At 33.1% G+C, this 20,546-nt stretch carries 19 protein-coding genes and 1 pseudogene; 10 read left to right on the top strand and 10 right to left on the bottom strand.

The window, feature by feature from the left end:
• Positions 1–2 precede the first annotated feature (2 nt).
• Positions 3–1,256, bottom strand: a complete 1,254-nt coding sequence (locus tag PXD56_RS08175) for an NAD(P)/FAD-dependent oxidoreductase (RefSeq protein WP_276492845.1) — start codon at positions 1,254–1,256, stop codon at positions 3–5.
• 98 nt (positions 1,257–1,354) lie between these two features.
• Here PXD56_RS08175 and PXD56_RS08180 point away from each other — a divergent pair, with 98 nt between their 5' ends.
• Complete coding sequence (locus PXD56_RS08180; protein WP_276492846.1) at positions 1,355–1,717, top strand: DoxX family protein; 363 nt, start codon at positions 1,355–1,357, stop codon at positions 1,715–1,717.
• Positions 1,718–1,723: 6 nt separating this feature from the next.
• Here the strand turns inward: PXD56_RS08180 and PXD56_RS08185 are convergent, their stop codons facing one another.
• The 9 genes and pseudogenes from PXD56_RS08185 to PXD56_RS08225 form a co-directional block, all read right to left on the bottom strand.
• Positions 1,724–2,077, bottom strand: a complete 354-nt coding sequence (locus PXD56_RS08185; RefSeq protein ID WP_276492847.1) for a DoxX family protein — start codon at positions 2,075–2,077, stop codon at positions 1,724–1,726.
• A gap of 44 nt (positions 2,078–2,121) precedes the next feature.
• Positions 2,122–2,286, bottom strand: coding sequence for a Lacal_2735 family protein (locus tag PXD56_RS08190; RefSeq protein WP_276492848.1), 165 nt, complete (start codon positions 2,284–2,286; stop codon positions 2,122–2,124).
• 430 nt (positions 2,287–2,716) lie between these two features.
• Positions 2,717–6,211: a prolyl oligopeptidase family serine peptidase gene (locus tag PXD56_RS08195; protein ID WP_276492849.1), complete on the bottom strand. Its 3,495-nt coding sequence runs from the start codon at positions 6,209–6,211 to the stop codon at positions 2,717–2,719.
• 327 nt (positions 6,212–6,538) lie between these two features.
• The gene (locus tag PXD56_RS08200) at positions 6,539–7,303 is read right to left on the bottom strand and encodes a DUF5995 family protein (RefSeq protein WP_338088452.1); all 765 of its coding nucleotides are present in this window, start codon (positions 7,301–7,303) and stop codon (positions 6,539–6,541) included.
• Between the two features lie 34 nt (positions 7,304–7,337).
• The gene (locus PXD56_RS08205; RefSeq protein WP_276492850.1) at positions 7,338–8,111 is read right to left on the bottom strand and encodes a 3-keto-disaccharide hydrolase; all 774 of its coding nucleotides are present in this window, start codon (positions 8,109–8,111) and stop codon (positions 7,338–7,340) included.
• A gap of 215 nt (positions 8,112–8,326) precedes the next feature.
• A pseudogene (locus tag PXD56_RS08210) lies at positions 8,327–8,404 on the bottom strand (DUF4625 domain-containing protein); the annotation flags it as partial.
• Positions 8,405–8,437: 33 nt separating this feature from the next.
• Positions 8,438–8,698: a hypothetical protein gene (locus tag PXD56_RS08215; protein ID WP_276492851.1), complete on the bottom strand. Its 261-nt coding sequence runs from the start codon at positions 8,696–8,698 to the stop codon at positions 8,438–8,440.
• A 22-nt stretch (positions 8,699–8,720) separates the two neighbouring features.
• On the bottom strand, positions 8,721–9,389 hold the full coding sequence (gene folE, locus PXD56_RS08220; protein ID WP_276492852.1) for a GTP cyclohydrolase I FolE: 669 nt from the start codon (positions 9,387–9,389) through the stop codon (positions 8,721–8,723).
• Positions 9,379–9,783, bottom strand: coding sequence for a MerC domain-containing protein (locus PXD56_RS08225; RefSeq protein ID WP_276492853.1), 405 nt, complete (start codon positions 9,781–9,783; stop codon positions 9,379–9,381). The genes folE and PXD56_RS08225 overlap by 11 nt, the downstream gene beginning before the upstream one ends.
• Positions 9,784–9,864: 81 nt before the next feature.
• Here PXD56_RS08225 and PXD56_RS08230 point away from each other — a divergent pair, with 81 nt between their 5' ends.
• The 9 genes from PXD56_RS08230 (at position 9,865) to PXD56_RS08270 (ending at position 20,543) form a co-directional block, all read left to right on the top strand.
• Positions 9,865–10,245 carry a Fur family transcriptional regulator gene (locus PXD56_RS08230; RefSeq protein WP_276492854.1) on the top strand — a complete coding sequence of 127 codons (381 nt, stop codon included), beginning with the start codon at positions 9,865–9,867 and terminating at the stop codon, positions 10,243–10,245.
• Between the two features lie 142 nt (positions 10,246–10,387).
• A complete protein-coding gene (locus tag PXD56_RS08235; RefSeq protein WP_276492855.1) occupies positions 10,388–10,690 on the top strand; it encodes a hypothetical protein in 303 nt (100 codons plus the stop codon).
• 240 nt (positions 10,691–10,930) lie between these two features.
• Positions 10,931–11,620, top strand: coding sequence for an ABC transporter ATP-binding protein (locus tag PXD56_RS08240; protein WP_276492856.1), 690 nt, complete (start codon positions 10,931–10,933; stop codon positions 11,618–11,620).
• 23 nt (positions 11,621–11,643) lie between these two features.
• Complete coding sequence (locus PXD56_RS08245; protein WP_276492857.1) at positions 11,644–14,124, top strand: TonB-dependent receptor; 2,481 nt, start codon at positions 11,644–11,646, stop codon at positions 14,122–14,124.
• 2 nt (positions 14,125–14,126) lie between these two features.
• Positions 14,127–15,566, top strand: coding sequence for an ABC transporter permease (locus PXD56_RS08250; RefSeq protein WP_276492858.1), 1,440 nt, complete (start codon positions 14,127–14,129; stop codon positions 15,564–15,566).
• A complete protein-coding gene (locus PXD56_RS08255) occupies positions 15,567–16,907 on the top strand; it encodes a DUF3526 domain-containing protein (protein WP_276492859.1) in 1,341 nt (446 codons plus the stop codon).
• Positions 16,908–17,120: 213 nt separating this feature from the next.
• Entirely contained in the window at positions 17,121–19,184 is a 2,064-nt protein-coding gene (locus PXD56_RS08260) for a tetratricopeptide repeat-containing sensor histidine kinase (protein WP_276492860.1), read from the top strand.
• Positions 19,185–19,296: 112 nt separating this feature from the next.
• Entirely contained in the window at positions 19,297–19,671 is a 375-nt protein-coding gene (locus PXD56_RS08265) for a response regulator (RefSeq protein WP_276492861.1), read from the top strand.
• A gap of 122 nt (positions 19,672–19,793) precedes the next feature.
• Positions 19,794–20,543, top strand: a complete 750-nt coding sequence (locus PXD56_RS08270) for a hypothetical protein (protein WP_276492862.1) — start codon at positions 19,794–19,796, stop codon at positions 20,541–20,543.
• Positions 20,544–20,546: the final 3 nt, after the last annotated feature.

A 20,546-nucleotide genomic window follows, 5' to 3' on the forward strand; every position in this document is an offset into this window, starting at 1 on the left:
ATTTATTTAAATACCCCCTGTAAATTTTCTAAAACACCAAGCGCAGCTTTCTCACCGGCAATCATTGCAGCATTTAGAGAGCCGTTTAGTTGAACATCTCCAGCTAAAAATATCGTTTGGGTTAGCCGTGTTTCTGACGGCGATATCTCATATTGCAAATCATTTAATTTTGGAAGCGATTTAGGTATGCTGTAGTGTTTTATGAATGTACTTGAAGTGATTCCACAAAGTTCAGTTAACTCTTTTTGAACTTGAGCTATTAATTTGTCTTTGGATAACTCTTGATTGTTGACCACCGTAACAGACAGTAATTCTTTACCATTGTTCAGTGTTGTTTTTAAACTTGTATGGTAAAAGATATTGTTGATTAAAGCGTTTTTCTCAGGAATTAATCCAATTAAAGGTTTTTCAATTGTTCTATGTTCCACTTCAAAATATATGGTGTCGCAGCTTTGCCATTCTAAAGCTTGATTTTTTAAGTTTTGAATAAAGTAACTCGCTTCTGTTGCGATAATTATAAAATCACTCTCTATTTCTTGACCGTCTGCTAGTAGTATTTTACCATCTTCAATAGCTGACACGGCCGTGTTGTATTTTACAGTAGTACTTGTTAGTTGATGTAATAGTTGTTTGGGAATTTCTTCAATACCATCTTTGGGTAATGCAGCGCTACCTTCACCGAACATTTTATAAACAAATTCGAACATTCTGCTAGAAGTATCTAATTTGTTTTCAAGAAAAATTCCGCTAAAAAAAGGTTTAAAGAAGTCGTTGATCATTTTTGTAGAGAACCCAAAATCGGTTAAATAGGAAAATGTAGATTGTTCTTTATCATTGAATATCTGTTCAATAGTTTTTTTCTTAAGTCTGGTATTTAGTTTGAGTATTTTCAATTTATCGGAAAAGGTACCAATACTGGCAATAAGCGTGGAAAACAATAAAGAAGCATCTCTAAGCGGATCACCGATTGTTTCTTGTTTTCCATTTTTAAAAATAGAAGCACCAGGTAAGAAATGTTGTAATTCTAAAGATTCGTAATCTAAATACTTTTGGGCTGCAGGGTATTCCGTTAGCAAAACTTGAAATCCGTGGTCTAATTGATGCCCATTTATAATATCAGTTTTGACTCTACCGCCTACCCTATCGGTAGCTTCAATGACTACAGGAGAAAAACCGTGTTGTTCTAGTACTGTTGCGGCTATTAATCCACTGATTCCAGCACCAATGATATGTATTTTATTATCCTGTTTGTTCATTTCATTATTTTGTTTAACTAATTTAGTTTAAATTTAAACAAAATTAGTATTTTTGAAGTAGTCTTACTGAAATAAATATTTTACAAATCTATAAAATCATGAATTATATAATAATCGCATTTCAAATTATCGTTGGTATTAGTATTTTAAATGTATGGCTTGTTCAAAATAAAAAAGCAACAAAATGGCGTGGAGGTAAAGCAACAACCATTATTGAAGAATTTAAGGCTTATGGCTTATCAAAACAGATATGTTATATCGTAGGTTTTTTTAAAGTAACACTCGCTATTTTATTATTGGCAGCCATTTGGTTTCCAGTTTTAAAGCAACCGGCAGCTTTAGGTTTAGCGACTTTTTTGTTGGGTTCAATAGCTATGCACTTTAAGATAAAAGACCCTTTGTTCAAATCTTTTCCTGCCGCTTTGTTTTTGACATTATGTTTGGTGATAGCCTTTGTATAAAGGTTATTACCAATTAATTTGTTGGAAATAACGTACTGCTATGAATAAATTTACCAAAGCTAATATTAGTGATGGTAATGACTCAAGCAAGCTGTCTTTAATTTTTATTCTCACGGCAAACCCTAATAACATTAATAATGTTAGTCCCCCTGCAGCTGCGAATAATAAAATAGGTGAAAAGAAATATCCAACTATTAATCCCGATCCACCTAAAAGTTGAAGATATGCGGTTAAAATCCTTTGATTTTTCAAACCAAATCTTGCAAACTCATCTTTCATTTTTTGAGATAGCAAACATTCAGTACCGTAATATAAAAATGCTATACTTGATAAGAGTATAGCTAAGTTTAGTATATTCATTTAACTATTTTATGTGCTTGAAGAAAAATTTTAGAGGAAATAAACTAAGATAGTTTCTCAATTTTCTTCATTATTTCATCAGCTTCGAATGCTTTTTGGTCACTCATTTTTCTATTGGTAGTCGATAAAGTATGCGCTTCTTTTAAAAGTTTTGCATATTGATCACGTAATTTATCAATCTCTGATTTTTTCTTAAATATACTGAACATAGCTTTTTATATTTCTTATTTACTTATGTGTAAATAAATTAGGGGATAAATATACAAAATGTTTAATTATTTATATGTTTAATTAAACAAAACTAAATGATATGTTCTATGACTAGCAGATGTTTCAGAAAAGAAGTTTTTGAAAATGGCTGCCGAAGTAATAATAATTACGGGGCATTATTAAATGAGACTGCTTATTGAAAATCAGTTTGAGATTGCAAATGATATAACAGCAGATGGTGTTTTGATATCAAATAAAGATATCTCGCCTACAGAAGTTCGAAAACAGTTGTATATCTAGCAATTGATTTGAGCAATAGCGAATACAGTTCAAGATTGTGACTGTAAGCATGTTCTACGATAGAGCAACGGTATATTTTAAGTAAGGTACAATTGGCTTTTTACCAACTAATCCTCATTATAAAAATTTTTAAGGAGTATCTTTTGGTATGGTATTTAAATCATAGATTAAAGCTAATTTATAGGCACTATCTCTAAAACCGGCAAAGCGACCGGAATTACCACTATGACCATTAGAAAAATCTGTTTTTAATAATAGTACATTGTCATCGGTTTTGGTAGCTCTTAGTTTTGCAACCATTTTAGCAGGTTCCCAATACCCTACCCTAGTATCATTGAGTCCTGTAAAGAACAACATATTAGGATAATTTTGAGCTCTAACATTATCATAAGGACTGTAAGATTTAATGTATTCATACTCCTTTTTATTTTTAGGATTGCCCCATTCATCAAACTCCCCAACCGTTAATGGCAAATTCTCATCTAACATTGTATTGATAACATCTACAAATGGCACATTTAAAATAACGGTATTAAATAATTCAGGTCGCTCATTGACTACGGCACCCATTAACAAACCACCGGCACTAGCTCCTTCTGCTACGATACTACCTTCTTTTGCATAATTTTCCTCAATTAAATATTCGGCACAAGCTATAAAATCTGAAAAGGTGTTTTTCTTTTGAAACATTTTACCTTCTTCATACCATTCCTTGCCCATATCATCTCCGCCCCTTACATGTGCAATAGCATAGACATAACCACTATTTACCAAATGGTGCGCTGTTGGACCTCCATTGAGCTCTTGACCATAACCGTAAGCACCGTAAGACGTTAAATATACTTTATGATTAGTAAGTCTACGTTTTGCACGCCATTTATTACTAATAAGTGTAAGTGGAATTTTTTTACCATCTTTTGCGGTAACCCATTTTCTTTCTATTACATACTTCATAAAAGGTAAGGCATTATTTTTACCGTGTTGTTTGACCAAGCTTTTCTCTTTGGTCTTCATGTTATAGTTAAAAGTTGTAAAAGGGGATATAAAAGAACTATAGCTAAATTGTAAACTATCAGTTTTAAAATCTGGATTATAGCCGATATGAATATTATAAAAGTCATCTTCTGTTTTAATAAAATGACTCTCGTTAGTAGCTTGATCAATTATTTTAATGCGAGATTGTGCGTTTTCTTTTTCGTTGATTACAAAGTAATTATCAAATATTTGAAAGTTTTGAATAAGAATACCTGGTTGATGAGGAATAAAATCTTTCCAATTACCTTTTAGGGTATCATCAATTGCTGTGGTAACTACTTTAAAATTGATGGCATTTTTATTGGTAAGTATATAAAACTTGTCTTTGTAATGTGTGGTATGGTAAATATGATTTTTTTCTCGGGGTCGTACAACTTTAAATTGACCATTAGGTGTATTAGTTTTTAAATACCAGCTTTCAGAAGAGATACTGTTGCTAGTATTTAAGAAAATATACTCTTTAGATTTGGACTTTTCGATACTTACACTAAAACTAGGGTCTTTTTCCTCGTAAATGATGGAATCGTTTTTAGCATCTGTTCCAAGTATATGTCGATATACTTTTGATGCTTGAAAGGTTTCTTTTTCTACATCAACATATAAAAATGCTGAGTTGTCAAGCCAAACCATGTTGCCAACATTATTAATGGAGTCTGATAGAAATATGTTCTTGCTTAGGTCTTTTATTTTTAAGATATATTCATCTTTTCCGGTAGTGTTCTCATAAACTGAAATGAGCTGATTATTCGGGCTAACAGGTCCTACCCCTGCATTATAATAGGCCTTGTCTTTTGCCATTTTATTTACATTTAATAATTCTTGAACGCTATCATTTTTTATAGCTTTACGATAGTAAACAGGGTATTCGTCATCTTCGCTGTAGGTACTATAATAGAGATAACCGTTCCTTTTTGCTTGTAAAGAGGAGCTGTTTTTTTCGATACTCTTTATCAAATCTTTATAAATAGTTCGTTGTGCTTTTTTAAGAGGAATATTGTAGTTGTCCGTATACGAATTTTCTTTTCGTAAATAATCCATTACAGGTTTATTGTTTACAGGTGATTTGGTGTCTTTTAACCACGCATAATTATCTGTAATATTTTCACCATGCATTTTAAAAATAAAAGGCTCTTTTTTAGCAATTGGCGCTGGCAAAGAATCATTTCTAATATGCTTATCTCGAAATTGTTTTTCGAGAGATTTATCAGACTCCATATCGGTCCTAATCGTAGTATTTATTACGGAAATAGGGTTTTCTGTAGTATAGTTTTTCCAGAAATCATCATTGTATTCTAAAGGAAGTTCATATAATTGATTAGAAGTCGTATTTGCAAAGTTTTCTTCTTCGGATATTTTAGTTTGATTGTTTAGGTCAATATTAGTGGTGTTGAATTCAGAAATGGCAGAATAATATGTGGTGGTAATATCGGTAGTATCCTTGTATATGAACTCATCTTCGTGCCGCATTTTATCAATATAATATTGATTCCCTTTTTTCTTGTAACTAACATCTAACTTAAAATCAAAATGCTTCACTTGCATATCTCCATATCCACAGAAATATTCTTTAAGCTTATTTGGTACTGAACATTCATAGTGTATTACGGCAAAATCATCTTGGTCTATATAAATTTTTCCTTTGAGTAATTTATGTTTATTAGCTTTATTCCACTGTTTTCTATTGTTAGGAGATGCAATGGCATCTAATTCCTCTTTTGTAATTTTAGTTTCAAATTCAAGTACATATAGCCAGCCCCCAGATGTATTCTCCACTTCAGAAATTTTATATGTAAAATCTCTATTTGCCTTATTACCTAAAAAACTCTGTTGGTACTTAACCCTATTTCTAGCGAATAGACCTAAAGGTCCGCCTTCAATATTAGCTTCAAAATCTCTGTTACTTAAATTACTACTTGAGCGTGAATTGATAATAGCTACTTGTTCATTTTTTAAGGTTCGATGATGAAAATGAACACGATGTAGTGAATTGGAATAAAAATTAAAAGAACCAATACTGAATGAATAATCACTAGGGTTTTGGTACTCTTTCCATTTATAATTTTTGTTACTGTACGGCTCTGCATAATAATCGCAAACGGCATCTGAATATTTAATAAATACTCCGTTTTCTTTGAGAGTTTCACGATAATAACCAGTTATCATTGTTGGAGAACTGGCATAATTATCTGGAATATTTTTAATTACTTTTCTTAATAAAGCTTTGGCGCTAGGCATTTTTTTCGGAGTTACCACAACTTCCATTAACTCGAGATTAGATGATTCCATTGCAAAAACATCGCCGTCTTTAGCTATAAAATCTTTGATTGTAAGGTGCAAATCTTTATAACCAACATAACCCAAGGTAATATTGTAGTTCGTATACTTCTCAGGAATAATTATTCTGAATCTGCCATCTCCATCAGTCACGGTACCTAATGCAATATCATCAATTTTTAAATAGGCATATGGTAATGCAGAAGCATCTTTTTTATCTACAACGGTGCCAATGACGGTTGTTTGCGAAAAAGATGTAATAGTTAGAAATAGAAATACAATAAGAAGAGAAATTCTGTAAAAGTTGGTTATCATTTTTTTTAATTGAATCGTAGTAAGTTTTGTAAGCCATACATCTTTTCTTCATCTACAAAGTGCCATTGACCGCACTAAAGGCATTATAAATAAACAAGACTGATTAAGCATATTTTTCTTACTACTTTAAGTGTTTAGGTTTACAAATAAAAATAACGCTTAAAGTAAATGCAATCTTATTTTCATAAACTTCTGGTAAAGTTTGATGCTAAAGAAAATTATAAATGTTCTTTTTTTGAACCGAAAATGGTTTAATTAAATGTGGTAATAGTTTGTTTGATAGAATGTTATGTGTAAATGAATTGCTTCTACAGAAAAAATAGTAGTTTACTCCTCTCTTAACCTAGAAATCACTCTACCCACATTCTTTTCTTCAAACTTGCCTAAAAGCCTTAGTGCGTAAGTAACTATTTTTGATTTTGGTGCTTTTATAAATTCGCCTAGGCTTAACACGGTGTTGTCCATTTGACGAATAGCGGCATCTTGGTGACCATCTCCTAATCCCCAAAGTAGATTTGCATTTATCCATGAAAGTTCGCGAGCTTTAGCTAAACTAAAGTTTATGATTTCTTCATCGGTATTTTTTCCTGCGAGATCAAGAAGAAATAGTAATGGAGATACACGACTAAGGCGGTCTTGCATTTCATTGACGATATTACCAAGAATGGTATTTACGATATTAAAATCATTTTCTATATCACTTATTTCTTTGCCTTGCATTACAGTGCTTGCTGCTAAACCTAGATCAAGATTAATGTGGGTATTGATGCCTAACATGATATGCTGTAGAATGGTTAGCGTGTCATTTTTGGTATCAAATGCAAACTGCCATGATTTACTAATTGGTTGGTTTGCGGTATAACCATTGTATGCATCAATATAGTAGTTGGCAAAGGCAACATCAAAAATTTCCATTCTAGCATTATTTTCGAAATTGCCTAATTGTACTTCATTCAGAATTTCAGCGGTAACCCGCCTGTATAAAAAGGCAAAATAACCAATACGGTCGTTGCTAGAGATGGCATTTTCTATAATGGCATCTAATTGGAGTAAAACTTCTTGTATGGTGGTTGGTCGGCTAATAGTATTGATTTTAAAATATGACGTTTAATATCTAAAGTATGGTTTACAGCTCTCTAATTTTTACATTTCTAAACCAAGATTCAAAATACCAATTTTGAAATGCAATTTTACCATTTGTCGCTTTACCGAAACCAGGTGCGTCTTGAAATTTGGATTTGGCAACTTTGTTTTTCCAAGCGGCGGAGTTTATTTCTTCCTGGGCAGTAAGTATACCATTGAGATAAAACTGAATTTTGCCGTCTTTCTGAATAATACGGGTGGTATTCCATTGCCCTACCGGGTTAGCTTCAACGGTATTTAGCTGTGGCGCCAAGCCCCATATGGTACCGGGTCTTTTTAAAGGAGTTGCTGTATCCATATGTTCTGGTTCCAATAATTGGTATTCTATACCAGTGTTGTAAGTAGCCTTATATTCTGGTGTTTCCTGTACGTTGATAAAAGCGCCTCCATTTCCACGAAGCGCCATTTGCCAATCGAACTGCAGTTCATAATTTTCATAAGACTTATCGGTAACTAAATCTCCAAATATTTTACTTTCATCCGTAGCATTGCAAAATATCATTCCATCTTTTACTTCCCATGCAGAGAATTGTGTGGAATCCGGTTTATTGAAAAGATGCCAGCCTTTTAATGACTCGCCATCAAAAAGTAAGCTCCAACCCTGCTCTTTTTCAATATCCAATAACTCATTGTGAACCTTGTTTTGAGCTGCTATTTCTTTAGAACGTAAAATCTCAAAATCCTTTTTTTTATCGGTTTTACATGAGGTTGTGAAAAGCACTATTGATGTAAGAATGTAAAGGGAATATTTAGTCATTGGTGTAATCTGAAATTATAAGTTGATAAATGCAGCCGGGTTTATCAGAACTAAAGTAGTGATTACAAATTGAAAATACCACTTGATATTAAAAGCAAAAATCACTAATAATTTACAATATAACTTATGACTGCATTATAATTTAAAGATGTTGACCAATAGAATAGCTGAAGTACAACCTCCTCACTACCATGACTATTTTTATAGAAAAAAATTTACTCCACAATTTTGATATCTATTGAAGTTCTGCTCTGCCAACCAGTTGCATCTGTTACCGAGTATGCACAGTGGTAATCGCCGGTATCCTAATGTGCTAAAACTTATTATTAGCCTAGACTAACGAATTCTGAATTAACGACCCAGTTCTGTTTTTTCTGTTGTGCCAGTATGTAGGTAAACGGTCTAGTTAAAACTTTACGGAAATCTGTAGAAACATTAACATCATCTGAACAGACAGAAGTAGCAAACAACATCTTTTTAAGATCAGATTTATACTCCGTTTCTAAGAGAGATAAATAACTTTCTGTTATTTCATCACCAGTTTTTGCATTAGGGTAATGAATGTTTACTGTGTCTTTTATTTTCATAACTGTGTTGGTTTAGATGAATTTATAAATGGTCTCCGTTCTGTAATGCATTAAAAAATTCAGCTCTTATTTTAGCTTTGTTAAACTCGCCATCATATTCAATAGTGGTGGTAAAACTGTCTTTATCTTTAATACCTCTTGATGATACACAAAGATGTTTAGCGGTAATCATTACAATGACATCTTTGGTATTTAAAATACCTTGAAGATCTTTTAAAATTTGTAATGACAAACGTTCTTGTACCTGTGGTCTGTGCGAGTAATAATCTACCAACCGATTAATTTTGGACAAACCGATAACCTTATCTTTTGGGATGTATGCAATATGTGCATGACCAGTGATCGGTAAAAAATGATGCTCACAAGATGAATCTATAGTGATGTTTTGCTCAATAAGCATTTTCTTATATTCATACTTATTCTCAAAAACTGAAAGTTTAGGTTTGTTTTTTGGATTTAAACCGTAGAACAATTCCTTTACATACATTTTAGCAAAACGGTATGGGGTGCCAGACAAACTATCATCGGTTAAATCTAAGCCCAGTTCTTCCATTATTTTGGAAAAATGATGCTGAATATTCTTTATTTTTTCATCATCACTTTTGTCAAAGGCATCTGCCTTTAGCGGCGTTTCTACGCTAGAGGAAATATGGTTGTCTCCTATGATATCTATATGTTCTTTATCCTTCATTTACACAGCAATTATCAGTAGCACATTTACAGTATTTTCTATTATATAAATGAAGTATTACCAATGCTACGGTAGGAACATAAATGGCTACTTCAGGTATAGGAAATAGTTCTAGTTTTTCATTTATTATGATTGCGGATAATACAAAATAACTTATCCACATTAATGGTTTTAACCAATTAATTGTGGTGGTTTTTGTAGTCCAAAAAATGGCAGCAAATGAAATAATTAGAAATAAATAATCCAAAGATTTCCACCAAGTAGGAGGACCGCTAGATAATGTTGTGGCACTAGCTTGAGCTAGAAATAATAAAGGTGTGGCAATACAATGAACAAGGCAAAGTGTACTGGCTAAACTGCCTAAAATATCAGATTTTTGTTTAAGTAATATCATTGAAATTTGTGTTAATACAACTGAGTTGCAAATGTAGATATAAAATTTGTTAATGCAACAAGGTTGCGTTATATTTGTTATATGGGAGTAATTAGAAAAACCAAGGCGGTAGAAGTTTTGCTTAACGAATTCAATACTAGTGCAGTGGCTATTTCTGCGAAGGCACTAATTGAGCAGTTAGGAGATACATTTAATAAGACTACTATTTATCGTGTGCTAGATAAGCTAGAAGACGATGGTATTCTGCATTCCTTCTTAGGAAAAGAGGGTCTAAAATGGTATGCAAAATGTAACGGTTGTACTTCAAAAGAGCATAAAGATGTTCATCCTCATTTTCAATGTCTTAGTTGTGGCAGAGTTGATTGTTTGTCATTTACCGTACCACTACCTCAAATACCGAATAGAAAAATAGAAGTATCGCAGTTATTGATTCAAGGTAAATGCGAAGAGTGTTTTGTGTAACCTCTTATAGAATTGGTTGAAAAATAAGCATCGGGAGTTTAACTATAGTTGTTGCTGGAATAAAACCCTATTTTTTATTAAATAGTTTTTTAAGATTAATTCTTAATTAAATCATAATAATATTTATTTTTACGGCTTGCAGATGAAAAACAGTAGCCATCTTATTGCCATATTTTATGTTACCTTGATTCTATTGTTCAAGGTGGCGGGCTTGCACTCGCTTTCTCATCATGCAGACGATAATGACATTCAACATTGCGAGGTTTGTCATATAACCACAGCTGTTAATTTTACTCCGCTTTTAAAGACGCAACCACTTGTTGTTCCGCAAATAGAATTTTATGATTGTGAGCCAAAGATTACCATTGCCGCTCCAGTTGTAGCCTTAAACGATAGGCATTTATCTAGTTATCTCTTTACTAGACCTCCCCCACAATTTATTTAGTCCGTATGTTATGTTTTAGATACCTGAAGTTTGGGTATTAAATCATTTTTCATTGTTATTAAGATTTTTAAGCGTGGTTTTTTTAGCTTATTAATCTTTAATAATACGATATCTGCCATATGGACAATGCCTTTATTCTAAGGTAAATTTCAACAATTTTAAAATGCTCAAAGATCGTGGTAATTGCGGTTTAATGATGTGTTGCTACAAGTACTACCAATTTTAATACACAATAGTTATATGCTAAAAGCACATAATATAACCAAGTCCTATAATGGGAAAATGGCATTAAAAGATGTTTCTTTTGAGGTTTCAAAAGGAGAGATATTTTGTTTGTTAGGACAAAACGGTGCAGGGAAAACTACCACCATAAACATTTTTTTAGGCTTCATTAAAAAAGATGGCGGGCAAGCTTTTGTTGGCGATAAGGAGGTTGGAAAAGATGATACTAATCAACTTACCGCGTACATACCAGAAACAGTTCAATTATACGGTAACCTTACAGGTATAGAGAATCTTAATTTCTTTAGCAAGTTAGCTGGCTTTACGTATTCAACATCAGAATTAGAAGCTTTCTTAAGCAAAACAGGCTTACAGCCAGATGCCCAGCACAGAAGATTATCAGCTTATTCTAAAGGAATGCGCCAAAAGGTGGGAATTGCGGTTGCACTTGCCAAAAACGCAGAAGTAATATTTATGGATGAGCCTACTTCTGGTTTAGATCCTAAGGCTACAGCGGAATTTACCAAAATCTGTAAAGAACTTGCTCAAATGGGCAAAGTCATTTTTATGGCTACGCATGATATTTTTAATGCCGTAGAATTAGGTACCACCATTGGTATCATGAAAGAAGGTGTTTTGGCGCAGCAGCTAAAAGCCAGCGAGATTAACGCAAATGAATTAAATCAACTTTACTTAGAAACTATTTAGAACACATGAACAACTATATAAAAATGATACTAGCATTGCTAGTATGTAACGTAACACTTGCCCAGAATTTAGTAACGGGTAAAATTATAGATAAAGAAGGACAACCCATTTTTGGTGCAACTATTTCTTATTCTTATGAAAATACATCTAAAAAAGCTGGCACCACGTCTCAAGCAGACGGAAATTTTAGTTTTGATTTAAAAGAAACCGGAAATTATCAAATAACAGTTAGCTACATAGGTATGAAATCTATGAGTTTTCAAAAAACTTTTGATCAATTACAAGATTATGATTTAGGCAGTTTAAAATTACAGGAGAATGTAGAGCAATTACAGTCAGTAGAAGTTATTGGTAGAGCCAGAACAGATTACAATAGCGACTACTCTTTCTCTGCAACAAAAGTAGCGATTGCCAATAAAGAACTACCACAGGCAATTACATCTGTAACCAAAGAATTAATTGCAGACCGTCTAGCTTTTCAAGTACCCGATGCGGTAAAAACCGTAAGTAACGTATCTGTTACAGGTTTATATAATCATTACAATATTAGAGGTATTACTCAGGCAGATGACGGGCAGGTACTAAACGGTATGCGTACACGTCAATACTATTTTCTACAACCAATTACCTCTCACTTAGAGCGTGTTGAAGTAATAAAAGGACCATCATCGGTAACCTTTTCAAGTGCAGACCCAGGTGGTACGGTAAACATGGTAACTAAAAAACCATTGGCAGAAAAACGTAGTGAAGTTTCGTTAACAACAGGAAGTTTTGGAACCATTAGGGCTACGGCTGATTTTACGGGTCCGTTGAACGAATCAAAAACGTTATTATATCGTTTTAATGCTGCTATTCAGGAAGCAGATTCATTTAGAGATGTGGTAAACAACAATGCTATTTTGTTTTCGCCTTCATTAAGTTATATCCCAAATGAAACTACATCGTTAAATGTAGAAATGATTTATAGCGACGCTGTTGGTAATTTAGATAGAGGTCAGCCAATTTTTGGTGCAATTAATGGCGAATATGATTTAGATAGTACCCCAATTACGATGAACGTTGGTGCATCTAGCGATCATTACAAGAACAAGGAGTTTATATTCATGGCTAACTTCAGTAAAAAGTTATCTGATAATTTAGGTTTCAATGCCCAGTTTATGAAACAGACTTGGGATGAAGATTTAGCAGAACATAGAGTTGATGGTACAGCGGTAGATATTGATGGAAATGTGATACCTACGCTAGCTAGAATGCGTTATGATGAAAGACAACAATATTGGGAAACAGATAATTTTAGCACCTACTTTACGTACGATATTAAAACGGATAAGATTACCAACAAGTTGTTGGTTGGTTATGACGCTACACGATGGGAAAGAAAAATTGGTGCTGGGTTCTTGCGTGCCAGAAGATACTTAACGGTAGATGGTGGTCAATCTAACTATGATCCTGCAAATGCAGCTAACTTTCAGCAAATGGTGGTAGACGGTGTTACTATGCCAGTACCTGCAGTACCTCATTTTAATTTAGAAGACCCTTTTAACGGTGCTAGAAATACAAATGCGTATAATCTGGCAGAATTGAGTATTCCTGCAAATTTGAACACTTCAAACGGTTTCTATATTCAAAACCAGTTTAAGGTAGGTAAATTTTCAGCTTTGGTAAACCTAAGATATGAGCGTTTTACAGATATTTTTGATTATGAAGGCGATGAGCAAGAATTTACAAACGATGCTATAGTACCTAGATTAGGTTTAACCTATGAAGTCTCTAATACCATTAGCGCTTATGCTACTTATTTAGAAGGCTTTCAGCCGCACACCAACACTGTTTCTTTATCACCAACCGCAGAGGGTTTCTTTTGGTCTACATCACCAAGTAGATTTGATCCTCTTGAAAGTAGCTTAACGGAGTTTGGGGCAAAGGGTGAATTCTTAAACGGAAAAATATTTGCCAACCTTGCTATCTTCAACATTACTCAAAAAAATATCCTTTTAGGTGATACCTATGATTTGGATAATTTAACAACCAGAGGTGAACAAAGAAGTAGAGGTTTTGAGATGGATGTATCCGGTTACATATCATCTAACTTTCAAATTACCGCATCTTATGGTTTTGCAGATGCAGAAATTGTAGAAGACGCCATAGAAGAGTTCATTGGTGAACCTATAGGTGGGGCTCCAAAACACAATGCAAATATTTGGGGGCGATATGATTTTACAAATGAAACCTTAAAAGGAATAGGCTTTGGTTTGGGTGCTCAATTTATGGATGAGCGATATACGTGGTACAACCCTACATACGATACAGATAGACTATTATTACCATCATACACTGTATTTGATGCAGCGGTGTATTACAAGCCTAATAATACAGGGATCCAACTAACCTTAAAATTGAACAATTTGTTTGATGAAACGTATTGGTTAGGTGGTCTTAACCCTTCTAGACTAGGTCCTGGAGCTCCTAGAAATGTATTGCTAAATGCAACCTATAAATTCTAATAATGAGGAAAAACGTAATAAAATTGTTAGCGCGCCAATTATGGCAAGATGCCTTTAGATCTAAAGTCATGTTGATAGCATCTACTTTGATGCTATTCTTGCTACTCTTTTCTGCGTACAGTGGCTGGGAGAATTATCATGACCAAAACTTTACTCGAGACGAAATTCAAGAAGAAGTTCAAGAAAGCTGGGAAAACAACCCAGATAAGCATCCGCATAGAATGTCTCATTACGGCTCATTTGCACTTAGACTAAAACACGTTTTAAGTGTGTTTGACCTAGGCATGGAAAATTTTGTGGGCAATGCCGTTTTCTTGGAGGCACATAAGCAGAATACCGTTAATTTTTCTGAAGCCAGTATGTCTACCGGGCTTTTACGTTTTGGGGAAGTAAGCCTAGCAATGCTACTAAAAGTTATCGTTCCGTTATTAATTTTCTATTTGGGCTTTGCAACCATAGCTCAAGAAAGAGAAAACGGAACGCTCAAACTTTTAATAGGACAAGGAATAACAAGAAAAGAAATCGTTTTTGGAAAATGGTTGGGTCTATGGAGCCTGTCGCTCATTTTTCTGACTTCCATTTTCTTGGTATTGCTTCTTTTTGTTCTGTTAGAATCTCATGATAGCATGCATACCGATAGTTTATTGAGGTATGCGGTTTTGCTAATTTCCTATTTTTTATTCTTCGGTATATTAAGTGCCATAACTATTTTGGTTTCCGCCTTTAGCGCTACTGCTAAAGGCGCTTTGGTAAAGCTGTTAGGTATTTGGCTGTTATTCGTGATTATAGTGCCAAAGTCATTGCAGGCAATGGGTTTCTACCTATACCCCACTCCTTCTAAAATAGAAATGGAAACTGCTGTAGAGCATGATTTAATTGCACTTGGTGATAGTCACAATCCAGATGACCCACATTTTAAGGCATTGAAAGACTCTGTTTTATTAGCTAATAAGGTAACAGAAGTTGAAGATCTTCCTTTTAATTACGGAGGATTTGTAATGTCTAAGGGCGAGGAATTAAGTGCTGAAGTTTACTTAGAACATCAAGAAGAACTTTATGAAGTATATCATAAACAAAACAACTTAGAGCGTTATTCCGCATTCATAAATCCGTATTCCGCAATTAAAAATTTATCAATGGCATTCTCGGGCACAGATTTTCAATCTTTTCTTCACTTTAAGGATGAGGCAGAAACCTATCGCTTCAAATTAGCTCAGGATATGAATCAGCTACAGATGGACTTTATTCCTAATAAAAGTAAAGAAGGACCTAATACCATATCAAGTGATTACTGGAAAGAGTTTCCTCCTTTTGAATATCATTTTTTAAGTATAACAGAGGTATTTAAAAATGAGTTGACCTCTTTAATAGCCTTGTTATTATGGAGCCTTTTATCCGTATTTGGATTATTGAAATTGTCAACAAACCTAAAAGCCATATAGATGTATAGTTTGTTATTTAAATCCTTTTTTAGAACGAAAATATTTTTGGTTAGTCTTGTTTTGTTACTGTCTGTTGGTGTTATCAGCATTCTTATAGGAAAACAATTCTTGGTAAAACAAGAGAAAACAATAGCGGCAGCCCAAGTATTTCAAGAAGAAAGTGTTAAAAAGAATATAGAATACCATAGTGAAGATTTAGGTCTGCTGTTATATTATTTGCGTTTTACTTTGGCAAAAAAGCTTGAAAATATAAGTGCAATATCTATAGGGCAGAGTGATGTTAATCCGCTATTACAGGCCGTAACCATTCGTGGTCTTGAAGGGCAAAAATATGACACGGATTTTGAGAACCCGTCATTATTAATGTCGGGTAATTTAGACTTGGGCTTTGTAATTATTTACTTGTTTCCGTTGGTGCTGATAGCTATGACATTTAATCTGTATTCAGAGGAAAAAGAACTGGGCACTTGGCGAATTTTAGTCGCACAGACATCAAGAAAAGCTGGGTTTTTATTAAAAAAAATGGCTGTGAGAATACTTTTTGTATTTGCAGTTTTAATTACTCTCATGTTTTTAGCAAGTACCATTTTGCAAATTTCAATGAACGCTAATTTTTGGGCTATTTTTCTACAAAGTATTTTGTATTTACTGTTTTGGAGCGCTCTATGTTTCTGGATGGTATCGCTATTAAAAAATTCAAGCTTTAATGCATTGGCGTTAATCTCAATTTGGGTAGTATTGACCATATTGGTTCCTGCATTAGTGAATAACTATGTAATTAACACCTACCAAGTGCCAGAAGCTTTAGATGCAATGGTCGAGCAGAGAGATGGTTATCATGAAAAATGGGATATGGAAAAAGATGTTACTATGAACGGTTTTATAGGAGCTTATCCGCAGTATATAAATTATGAAGTACCACAAGATAGATTTAGCTGGATCTGGTATTACGGCATGCAGCATATGGGAGATTTAGCAGCTAAAGAAACCATTGAAGAAATGACAAAGAAAATTATGCAACGTAATAAGGTGAGTGAAAAAGTAGCATTTTTTATACCAACTATGCATGCCCAATTGAGTATGAATAACTTAGCTGGTACAGATATGATAAGTCATTTAGGATTTTTAAATGCACTTACCAAATTTCATGAAAGTTTAAGATTGGGTTTTTATGATAAAATATTCAGCGAAAAATCAGAGAGTTCAGTAGACTGGACAAAACACGATTTAAAATTTTACCAAGTAGATGATAATTTTAGTTGGTTGAAGTTAGTATTACCAACATTGCTAATAACTTTAATAATTGGTTTAATAGGAGTTTTCAATCTTAGAAAGCTATGATTAACTACCTGTATATAGTTACTATATTAGTATCTATTTAAGTTAATAATCTTGCTAATGTGTTCTATTTAGAATCTGTATTCAGCTAATTTTTGAATAGCACAAAATTTTAATACATACATTTTGTGTGAATTTACTTACAAATTAAACTAGTTCACAACATTAATATTTTTATTCTATAAATGTAAAGTATCTTTTTTCAAAATTTTTATCATGAAAAAGGTATTTTTTACTGCGTTTCACTTCTATGTTTCAATTTTTGTAATGCTTTTCAGTATAGGCACATTATTGGCGCAATCAGAACAAAGTACTTTGGCAAAAATTGAAGAATTAAAATCTTCCACAGATTTTAAACAGCAAAATGAAGAATATATAGATTTGGTACTAGAATTAGCAAAATTAAAAGTGAGGTCAAATGCCGATAGTGCTTCAATTTTGCTAAAGGAAGGATATGATCTAAGCCTAGAAATGCAATACAAATCTGGAGAAAGCAGAGCGTTATCTACCTATGCATATTTGTATTTTGAAGATGGTAAAATTGAAAAAGCATATGAGTATAATACAAAAGCTTTAGATATAGCTAATACTTATAAACTTAATAAACCAAAGCTAGCAGCGCTGAATAATATGGGGCTTGACTTTTGGTTACAAGGCGAAGAGGATAAAGCATTGACTAAATTTCTAGAAGCATTAGCTGTTGCTACAGAGATCAACGATGTAGATAGAATGATAGGTATCAATGTCAACATTGCAAATTTGTATGGTAATAATGACGACAATGAGACAGCCTTAACATTTCTGGTCAGAGCAAGAAAACTTAGTGCAGAACAAGAAAATGAGGAAGTATTGGCTTATACTCTAATAAACATGGCATCTGTATATGCAGATATGGGTAACTTTAAAGAGGCTGAAAGAGTGGTAAATCAGAGTTTGGAGTATTTTAAAAAACAACAAACAATAGATTGGATGGCTCATGCTTTTGAGCAAAAAGGGACTATAGCATTAGAACAAAATAAATTTAAGGAAGCACTGAGGTATTTTTTGGAATCAGAAAAATTATGTGATGAAATAGATTTTAGTTATGGGTATACGCTTGTATATAATGGTCTAGCCAAGTGTTATCTAGAAATGAATAATATTGAGAAGGCTGAGGAATATGGCTTAAAAGGTTTAGCGATATCTACAGAGCAACAAATTGCCGGATCAATCAAAGAGTCAAATTTAATTTTATCTAAAGTTTACCATCTTAAAGGGCAAGACAAACTAGCATATACGTATCAATCTACATATATGGATTTATATAAGAAAAGTTCAACAGAGAAATTTAAAAAAGGACTTGGAATTTTACGTAGTAAAACAAAATATGAAAATGAAAAACGACAGTTAATAGAAAATCAAGAAAAAGCTATTGCTGAACAAAAGATGTATGTTTATATAGCTATTGCTGCACTTGCCATTGTTTCTTTATTTCTTATATTCTTATATAGAACAGGTAAACTTCAAAAGAAATACAATAAGAAACTACGAGAAAAACAAGATGCCTTACTAATGCGTGAGGCACAACTAGAGGAAACCAATAAAACAAAAGATAAGCTATTTTCAATTATTGCCCATGATTTAAAGGGACCTATAAACTCTTTCTACACTCTAATGAAAATGACTTCGAATGAGACTATCAGTAAGGAAGATTATAATACTTTTTTTCCACAAGCTTTAAGAGATATCCAAGGTATTTCTGAAATGTTGAATAATTTATTAATATGGGCAAAAACACAAATGAAAGGCATTGTCTTAGATAGTTCTAATATTAAGGTTTGTGCAATTGTAAAGAAGACGGTTTCCATATTGACTCCTTTAGCTGAAAAGAAAGAAATTAATATAGTAAATAATATACCGTTAAATACTATTAGTTATAGTGACAGTAACCATATCACTATTATTGTGAGAAATATAGTTAGTAACGCCATTAAGTTTACAAATAAGCAAGGAGAGATAGTCATTAGTGTTACTGAAAAGGAAGATGAACTACAAATAGAAGTTGCCGATGATGGTGTTGGTATGGATAAAGAAACACAAGCTTTGCTTTTTCAAAAAAAGCATATTAAATCAACATATGGTACCAGTAATGAAAAAGGTACTGGTTTAGGATTATCAATATGTAAGGAAATGGTAGAAAGTAATGGTGGTAGATTATGGGTTGCAAGTGAACCTAATAAGGGAACATCAGTATTTTTTACAATACCTAAAGAATTAGTTAATCTTAAAGTTGCTTCTTAATTGTAGATGAAAATTTAACATATATAGACACTTTCACACCTTTCAACAGAATTAATTTTTCATTTTGAGACAATGGGGTACTTTTCGTCTCTCAAACCTCAAACTCAGATTAATGAAACTCGAATTAGTAATTGTAGACGACTCTCACCTTTGGCTGTCGTTAGCAGAAAAGCTTGCAAAAACGCATCCGTTGGTCGGTAAGGTAACCACCTTTGAAGACTCATATGACGCGTGGGTACATATTCAAATAAACAAACCGCAATTTGTTATTTCTGATATAGAAATGCCTGGTATGAACGGTCTTTCTTTCTTAGAGATGTTTAGCAATAGGTTGCCTTTTATTTCAACGTCTACCAAACAAGAATTTGAAGAAGTGGCAAGAGAACTTGGGTGTATAGATTTTATTACCAAACCTTTTACAAAAACAGATATCCATCATTCAATAGATTCAGTTTATTATCATATGTATGGTAAAAAGGTAGGCTAATAGTTTTATTGGTCTTACCATTATTTTGAAGATGGGAACAACATCTTTGTAACATTCATAATATTTAGATTGGTTATATTTACTTTTTATGTGAATCATTGTATTTCTAAACAAACATAACCATGACCCCCAATAAAGATATTTTTAGTAGTAAAGAAGACAGATGGGACTTTGCAATTGCCATTGCCGTAATAGCCCTATTCTCTATTTTTATTTACATGTATATGTTTAAGAAGGAGGATAAAATAACAGATGTCACTGCTGATTTGGAAATAACGGAAGAAGCTCCACTACCCGCTTCTTATCATTCTAAAGAGCGAGAATATGTATATACAAATTCAGACATCTATGTACCGGTAACCATACCTGCAAGAGATGCTATTGACCCTAATAAAAAAATAGCAATAATTATTTCTGATACGACACTTACAGAAGCTGATTTAGAAGCTGATAAAATAGAATCGGTTAGTAAGAAAGAAATAGTAGATACACCACAAAAAGAATCATCGATTGAATCTATAGAAACTATAGTAGATACTGTAAGTACGCGTGTTGAGACTAAAGAAATTAAAGAGCCAATTGTTAATAAAGAAGATGTTGTACCAGTAAAATCAAAAACTACATCGGTAGCCAATACAACCTCCAAATTAAATTGTATGGCTATGGTTGGTGTTTTCAAAGATCAGAATAATATAACTGCTATAATTACAAAATTAAACTCCTTAGGATATACCCATGCAAAAGGCGCATACCCTAAAGGTCTAACTTATATAAGTGTACCTGTTGATTGCGCGAACGAATCAAAAAAGAAGCAACTCATATCAGAATTGAACAAAGCATTCGGTATTGATTCATGGGTTAAAAAACGTTAGGTT

The organism is Maribacter zhoushanensis (genome assembly GCF_029350975.1).
Taxonomy (GTDB): Bacteria; Bacteroidota; Bacteroidia; order Flavobacteriales; family Flavobacteriaceae; genus Maribacter; species Maribacter zhoushanensis.

What these genes read in the sequence shown, in the direction of transcription:
- PXD56_RS08175 (WP_276492845.1), bottom strand. Translation starts at nt 1,256, where the DNA reads ATGAACAAACAGGATAATAAAATACATATCATTGGTGCTGGAATCAGT.
- PXD56_RS08180 (WP_276492846.1), top strand. Translation starts at nt 1,355, where the DNA reads ATGAATTATATAATAATCGCATTTCAAATTATCGTTGGTATTAGTATT.
- PXD56_RS08185 (WP_276492847.1), bottom strand. Translation starts at nt 2,077, where the DNA reads ATGAATATACTAAACTTAGCTATACTCTTATCAAGTATAGCATTTTTA.
- PXD56_RS08190 (WP_276492848.1), bottom strand. Translation starts at nt 2,286, where the DNA reads ATGTTCAGTATATTTAAGAAAAAATCAGAGATTGATAAATTACGTGAT.
- PXD56_RS08195 (WP_276492849.1), bottom strand. Translation starts at nt 6,211, where the DNA reads ATGATAACCAACTTTTACAGAATTTCTCTTCTTATTGTATTTCTATTT.
- PXD56_RS08205 (WP_276492850.1), bottom strand. Translation starts at nt 8,111, where the DNA reads ATGACTAAATATTCCCTTTACATTCTTACATCAATAGTGCTTTTCACA.
- PXD56_RS08215 (WP_276492851.1), bottom strand. Translation starts at nt 8,698, where the DNA reads ATGAAAATAAAAGACACAGTAAACATTCATTACCCTAATGCAAAAACT.
- folE (WP_276492852.1), bottom strand. Translation starts at nt 9,389, where the DNA reads ATGAAGGATAAAGAACATATAGATATCATAGGAGACAACCATATTTCC.
- PXD56_RS08225 (WP_276492853.1), bottom strand. Translation starts at nt 9,783, where the DNA reads ATGATATTACTTAAACAAAAATCTGATATTTTAGGCAGTTTAGCCAGT.
- PXD56_RS08230 (WP_276492854.1), top strand. Translation starts at nt 9,865, where the DNA reads ATGGGAGTAATTAGAAAAACCAAGGCGGTAGAAGTTTTGCTTAACGAA.
- PXD56_RS08235 (WP_276492855.1), top strand. Translation starts at nt 10,388, where the DNA reads ATGAAAAACAGTAGCCATCTTATTGCCATATTTTATGTTACCTTGATT.
- PXD56_RS08240 (WP_276492856.1), top strand. Translation starts at nt 10,931, where the DNA reads ATGCTAAAAGCACATAATATAACCAAGTCCTATAATGGGAAAATGGCA.
- PXD56_RS08245 (WP_276492857.1), top strand. Translation starts at nt 11,644, where the DNA reads ATGATACTAGCATTGCTAGTATGTAACGTAACACTTGCCCAGAATTTA.
- PXD56_RS08250 (WP_276492858.1), top strand. Translation starts at nt 14,127, where the DNA reads ATGAGGAAAAACGTAATAAAATTGTTAGCGCGCCAATTATGGCAAGAT.
- PXD56_RS08255 (WP_276492859.1), top strand. Translation starts at nt 15,567, where the DNA reads ATGTATAGTTTGTTATTTAAATCCTTTTTTAGAACGAAAATATTTTTG.
- PXD56_RS08260 (WP_276492860.1), top strand. Translation starts at nt 17,121, where the DNA reads ATGAAAAAGGTATTTTTTACTGCGTTTCACTTCTATGTTTCAATTTTT.
- PXD56_RS08265 (WP_276492861.1), top strand. Translation starts at nt 19,297, where the DNA reads ATGAAACTCGAATTAGTAATTGTAGACGACTCTCACCTTTGGCTGTCG.
- PXD56_RS08270 (WP_276492862.1), top strand. Translation starts at nt 19,794, where the DNA reads ATGACCCCCAATAAAGATATTTTTAGTAGTAAAGAAGACAGATGGGAC.